This is a genomic window from Polaromonas sp. (genome assembly GCF_030682935.1).
Classification (GTDB): domain Bacteria; phylum Pseudomonadota; class Gammaproteobacteria; order Burkholderiales; family Burkholderiaceae_C; genus Polaromonas.
The window spans coordinates 1-2297 of sequence record NZ_JAUXNA010000210.1 but is presented as its reverse complement, the minus strand read 5'-3'; the positions used below and the strand labels follow the sequence as shown (position 1 = coordinate 2297).

3 protein-coding genes are annotated in these 2297 nt (G+C 63.4%); all 3 read right to left on the bottom strand.

Going from position 1 to position 2297, the window contains the following annotated elements; all coding sequences use genetic code 11:
- Positions 1-48: 48 nt before the first annotated feature.
- A complete protein-coding gene (locus Q8K05_RS09740) occupies positions 49-633 on the bottom strand; it encodes a chromate transporter (protein WP_305246433.1) in 585 nt (194 codons plus the stop codon).
- Complete coding sequence (locus Q8K05_RS09735; protein ID WP_305246432.1) at positions 630-1205, bottom strand: chromate transporter; 576 nt, start codon at positions 1203-1205, stop codon at positions 630-632. The genes Q8K05_RS09740 and Q8K05_RS09735 overlap by 4 nt, the downstream gene beginning before the upstream one ends.
- Before the next feature lie 145 nt (positions 1206-1350).
- The gene (gene fabG, locus Q8K05_RS09730) at positions 1351-2094 is read right to left on the bottom strand and encodes a 3-oxoacyl-[acyl-carrier-protein] reductase (RefSeq protein ID WP_305246431.1); all 744 of its coding nucleotides are present in this window, start codon (positions 2092-2094) and stop codon (positions 1351-1353) included.
- Between the last annotated feature and the right edge of the window lie 203 nt (positions 2095-2297).

Below are 2297 nucleotides of genomic sequence, written 5' to 3'. Positions count from 1 at the left end.
CGGCGTTTGCCTGTACGAAGCGCTGCGCCAGCGCCGCCCGGCAAGCGCCTAAATCAGGCCATACCAGCCCAGCAGAGCGCCGGCGCCCAGCAGCCAGAGCAGGTGCATCCTGGTACGCCAGACGATGACAGCCGTCACGGCCGTCACCAGCCACACCGGCCAGTCTTTCAGGGCGCTGCCGTTGGCGCTGGCCAGAACCCAGCCGGTGGCCATCAGCAGCGCCACCACGATCGGTGCCATGCCCTGCTTGAAAGCGCGAACCGCCCGCAACTCGCGGTTGCGGTGGCCCCACTGGGCAGCGACATAGGTCAGCACGGTGCTGGGTATCAGAATTCCCGTCAGGGCCAGCACAACCCCCAGCAATCCGGTCAGCATGCCGCCAGCGTTCAGGCCGACATTCCAGCCCAGCAGGGCGACAAACAGCACATTGGGGCCGGGTGCGGCCTGGGCGATGGCGATCGAGGCATTGAACTGCGCGTCGGTCAGCCAATGTTGCTGGTCCACCAGAAAGCGGTGCATGTCGGGCGCGGTGGTAATGGCCCCGCCTATCGAGAGCAGGGACAGCGTCAGGTAATGCACAAACAGGCTAAACCAGTCCTGCAGGGTGAATACAAGCGTTAGCGGTTCGGTCATGGCTTGAGCTTTTGATAGGCCAGCACGCAGGCCAGGCTGCCCAGGCCAAACAGCACATAAAACAGCGGCCAGCGCAGCAGCGCGATGGCGACAAAGCACGCCGCGCCAAGGGCCACGCACAGGCGAAGGCCCAGCACATTTTTCAGCAGGGCGCCAAACAGTTTCAAGCCGGTCGCTGCGATCAGCCCGGCGGCCACCGCGCCCATGCCGCGCAGCGCGCCTGCCGCGCCGGGTTGGTCGGCAAACTGCGCGTACACCAGCGCCAGCAGCAGTACCAGAACCAGCGGCACCGTCAGCATGCCGGCCAGCGCTGTCATGGCGCCCTTCAGGCCAAAGTAGCGCCCGCCAATCATCAAGGACAGGTTCACCACATTGGGTCCCGGCATGATTTGCGCCACCGCCCAGTCTTCAATGAACTCTTCGCGCGTCATCCAGCGTTTTTTTTCCACCAACTCGCGTTGCACCACGGCCAGCACGCCGCCAAAGCCCTGCAGGGCCAGCCAGGTGAAGGAGACAAACAGGTCGCGCAGGGACTGGGGGTGCGGGTGGTCGGGTGCGGACAGTGAATTCATGGCCGGATTATCGCTGTTCACCCCGCCCTGGCAGGCCCCGTACGGGCATTTGTGCAACTTTTTAGCTATAAAAATAATAGCTGTTAGTGCCCGGTGATATTGGGCTACAGGCCTAAAAAGCTTAAAAAACAGGAAGGTCGGCCGATCAGACCGTCATGCCGCCCGACACCTCGATCACCGCGCCATTGACGTAGCTGGCCTCGTCGCTTGCCAGGAAGGCGTAGACGTTGGCAATTTCCTCGGGCCGGCCCAGCCGCTTGAGGGGCACGCGGGTTTCCATCTCCTTCAGGACGTTGGCAGGAATGGTGCTGAGCATGGGCGTGGTGATAAAGCCGGGGGCCACGGCATTCACACGCACGCCCTTGGGACCAAGCTCGCGGCTCCAGGTTTTGGTGAAACCGATCACGCCGAACTTGGTGGCCGCATAGTTGGTCTGGCCAAAGTTGCCGTAAATGCCCACCACCGAACTGGCGTTCAGGATCACGCCCTGGCCCTGCGCGATCATGGTGTCGGCCACCGCCTGCGCGCAATGAAACACGCCGCGCAGGTTCACATCAATCACGCGGTCGAACTGCTCCAGCGTCATCTTGACCAGCCGCGCATCCTGCGTGATGCCGGCGTTGTTGACCAGCACATCGATGCGGCCAAACTGCGCCTTGATCTGGGCCACCACGGCGTCCACCGTGGCCCGCTGCGTCACATCCATGACATAGCCGACCGCCTGCGCGCCCAGCGCCTGGCACTGCTGGACGGCCTCGTCAATGGCGGCCTGCTTCAGGTCGCAGACGACGACGATGGCGCCTTCCTGCGCAAACTTGAGGGCGGTGGCCAGGCCGATGCCTTGCGCCGCGCCGGTGATGAGGCTGACCTTGTTCTGGAGTCTTTGCATGAGGGGAACCTTTGTGTTGATGAAGAGAAGATGATTCAATACACCGGCTGGTTCTGGCGGATGGCCGCTTTCACCGCGTCCGTCAGCATGAATCCCGCACCGAACCGGGCCGCCAGCGCATCGCAGCGCGCAAGGAAGGCGTCCACGCCCATGCCGTAGATGAACTGCATCGCGCCGCCGGTCCAGGCCGGAAAGCCGATGCC